This is a genomic window from Streptobacillus canis (genome assembly GCF_009733925.1).
Taxonomy (GTDB): Bacteria; Fusobacteriota; Fusobacteriia; order Fusobacteriales; family Leptotrichiaceae; genus Streptobacillus; species Streptobacillus canis.
Genome location: NZ_WOEI01000044.1, coordinates 1 through 4,290, shown reverse-complemented (window position 1 = coordinate 4,290; position 4,290 = coordinate 1). Strand labels below are relative to the sequence as shown.

At 32.3% G+C, this 4,290-nt stretch carries 1 pseudogene; it reads right to left on the bottom strand.

The features are described from left to right. Positions 1 to 4,006: pseudogene (locus tag GM111_RS07935) on the bottom strand (hypothetical protein); the annotation flags it as partial. Positions 4,007 to 4,290 lie beyond the last annotated feature (284 nt).

Here is a 4,290-nt window from a genome sequence, read left to right as displayed (position 1 = left end):
TTCCTACTGCTACTATATTTTTCCCAGATACTTTAAAGTTTGATTCTTCTTTTGTTGTATTAAATCCTAATACTATATTTCCTTCTGCTTTTGCATCTGCTGTTCCTTTTAATATATGGTTATTTCCTGTTATTATGTTTTTTGTAGCATTTTCTACTGTATTTTTACTTCCAACTAAAACTAAATGCGAAACATTTTTACCTTCATTTTCATATCCAGTTATTTGGTTAAATACTGAGAATATACTTGCATCTGATGTTACTACATTCATAGTTGTATTCTTATCAGTTACTGTCTCTGTTATTTTCCCAGTTAATGTATTTCCTACTCCATTTACACTTGAGAATAATGCATGATCTACCTTATTTGCTCCACCTATTACTACTACTGAGCCTAATCTTGCATTACCCATATATTTTCTAAATGTATCTGATAGTTCTTTTATTTCTACTCCTGTATTTGTTGGTTCTATGAAACTTGCTCCTACTAATTTTGTTACATCATTTGCTCCTGTAGGTGATAAGTATGAATTTAATATTTCATTTCCTGCTCCATAAATTAATGATCCATTACTCTTACTTACTCTATTTGCAATACCTATTACTGCTGAAGCTGTTCCACTATACATTAATCCACTTGCCGGTTGTTTTGTCCCTAATCCAACTAATACCTTGTCCATGAGACCTGTTCCAGTTCCTACTAAATCCTCATTACCTTCAATACTATTTAATGTCCCTAATATAGATGACCCAAATCCTTGCATAGCTTTTGCTAAGTTATGGAATTGATTTCCATTTCTTTGAGTATTTGTTATTGTATTAAATGCCCCATTTATTGTTGAGAAATTACTTGTATTTATTGAATTATCTCCTAATGTCGTTGCTCCTACTCCTGATATACTATTCCAACTATCTACTCCATTTTTATTAAACTCTATATCTCCAATTCTTCCTACATAATCTCTATTACCTATATCTATTGTAGATATTCTTGCATGTGTCTTAGTTCCTATTGCTATTCCACCTGACATATTTTCTGATGTTCTCTTAAATCTTACTAATACCTCATGTAAAGCTTTACTCATTTGATGTGATTTAGCTTCTGTTCCTATAGCTATACCTGATGTTCCAGCTGCTCCTTCAAATACAACTGCTGCTCCATTTCCTAAAGCAACTCCATCTTTTACTTTTGATGTTGCATTTGGTCCTATTGCTATTGCATTTAATCCTGTTGCTCCTGAATTATCTTTGTTTCCTGCTACTGTTGAATTTACTGAGAAATACTCTATAGCTTTAGCTTCTGGAAGATTTACTGAGAATGTAAATTCTTTTCCATTTTGATCTATTGTAACATTTTTTCCAGCTTTAAACTTAACTTCTTCTCCCGATTTAACTAATGTTGAAACTGCATTTCCTGCTATTATTCCTCCTGCTGCTTCTGCTTTTACTTTAAATCCACTATTATTTATTGCATCTTTTACTGTTTCTGCAGTTACTAGTTTTGTTTCATCCCCTGCAGTTACACTTACTACTCCGTCTGCTGTTGTTAATGCTGTTGTTGCAAGTCTATTTTCTATGTTTGTTATAGATGCTATATTATTTGTAATATTTGTTTTTAATTCATTTAATTGATTTAGATTTACCGCATCTGTTCCTTCTGTTCCTGCTGCTACATTTGTTATTTTAGATCCATTTACATTTATTCCTTCAGCTTCTAACGAAATCTTTGTATTATCTTTTGCAATAGATGTAATATCTATTAATTCTCCTTCTACATTTACTGCATAAGTTGTTTTATCTGCTCCTCCTCCAGGTGTTACTGTTGTATTTTTTCCTTCAACTACTTCTACTGGTTTTACAGTTGTTACTGCTGTTTCTAAATTAGCAACATAATTTGCTAATGCATATAACTGTGAGCCATTTACTGCATCTGTTGATTCTCTTGAAATTAATCCTGCTGCTACATTTTGTAATCTTCTCGGAGAATCAGCTCTACCTATTGTAACTATACCTACATTTACTCCCCCTGCAAATTCAAGAGTTGTTTTTGTTTCACCTGCTGTATTTTTTAAAACATATGTACTAACGTCTAAATTTCCTGCACTTGAATTAGTATCATTAAATGCTGATCTATATCCCAAAAAGACACTCTGTGCTTGATTCCCTTCAATTTCATTACCAATTACAACTGTATGACTTGAATTTATTTTAGAGTCATTCCCTATTATAAATCCATCATGCTGTTTCATTTCATTATTATTACCTATAATACGACTGTTTAAGCCTTGAGCTGTTAATTTATTATTATTTCCAAAAATTCCAGCATTGTTTCCAGCTATTGGTGTATCTACTGTACCATTATTATTTCCTATAGTATATGTACCTGTTCCACTTACATAACTTGGATCCCCTATTGCTCCTGAATTTTCACCAGTTACTAGATTACCTGTCCCAATTGAAATACTTTTTTCACCTGCAGCCTGTGATCCATGCCCTATTGCAATTGAACTAATTGAAGTAGCTAACGCCTCAGTACCTATAGCTAATGAATTTTCTTCTGCTGCTTGTGAAGATGCTCCTATTGCAATAGCCTTATTTTTAGTTGCATTTGATTCTGTCCCTAAAGAAATTGTGTCTGTTTTTTCTATAAATTCTGGTAATGTATTTGAACTTCTTACTCCTATAGCAATATTGTTTGAGCCTTTTATTTTATTTGCTGCTTCATTTCCTAGAGTAATATTTTGATGTCCATTTATATCATTTCCAGCCTGTTTCCCTATAGCAATATTTTCATCCCCATATACTTTATTTCCAGCTTGTTTCCCTATAGCTGTATTTCCTGCTCCCCCTTCTTGCTCCCCATCTATAAAGTTTCCTGCTCCTTGTCCTATTGCAACATTATCTTGCCCTGCAATATAACTTCCAGAATTTGGTCCTAATGCTATATTATGCTCCGCACCTGACCTTTTAGTTGAATCATTTTCTCCTGGTCTAATATATTCTTCAGGATTATTATTATCAACAAAAACTCCGTTATTCCAATTTATTCTATATCCAACATAATTTCCTGCATTTTCTCCTAAAGAATAGTTATGATTACCTATAACATTTCTTCCTGAAGCTTTTCCTATAGCAACATTTGAAAATCCTTTTGTTAAACTTGCAGTATCTGTCGCTCCTTTAACATTAAATCCCGCATTTTCTCCAAGTGCAATATTTCCAAGACCTGACACTTCTTGCCCTGCATTACGTCCAAAAGCATAATTTGTATGACCTACTACATTTTTTCCTGCATGAGAACCTATTGCAATATTTTCATCTCCAGTAACTATCTTTCCTGCTTGTGGTCCAAATGCAAAATTATAGTTTCCTGTTGTTTGTTGCCCAGCTTGATATCCAACTGACATGTTATATGAACCAGCTATATTAGCTCCCGCTCCATTCATAAAAGCAACGTTATTTCCTCCAACGCTAATGTTATGTCCTGCTTCAGAACCAAAAGCAAAGTTATAGTCTGTTCTAGCATCATTACCTGCTTTCCACCCAAAAGCAAAATTATAGTCTCCATTATTTCTAAAACCAGCACTATTTCCAAATATAAATTTATACTTTCCTCCTGCTGCGTGTCCTGCCGCATCTCCAAATAAAATTGCATGATTTACATTTGAGTCAGAAGCTGTCCACTTACCAAAAACTATTCTATAATCTCCATTTCCATGCCAACCTTTATTATTTGGTTCATCATTTTTCTCTGCAAAAATTAAACTATGACTCCCATTTGTTGAAACATCTCCAACTAAAATATTTTTACTACCTTCATTCGCTACTGTTCCTACATGAATACTATTTTTAGCGTCATCATGAGATACTGCTGCATTTACTTGCATACTAATTCCAAAAACACCTGTTATTAAAAAGGCTATTAATGTTTTTTGTGAAATTGAAACTTTTCTTTTAAGATAAGCTTTCATCGTCTTTTCTACTTGATTAAACTTAAAATTCTTCATATTTTAATGTACACTCCTTATTTTATCCTTATTTTACTATTATTATATTCTTTTTATATTTGTTTTATCAAGCGTTTTAATTTGTATAAAATCCTTTTCATTATTTCTCCTAAAAATTGATTTTAAAAATAAAATTTTTCATTTTATTTTTCATAAAAAGGGGCTGTTCCGAAATAAACAGCTCTAAATAACCAAAAAAGCCAGCAAAAAACTGGCTTTTTTTGATACTAAAAACACTCATGAACATTGATAAAATCAACATTTTATGGTGTAATTAGTTATGC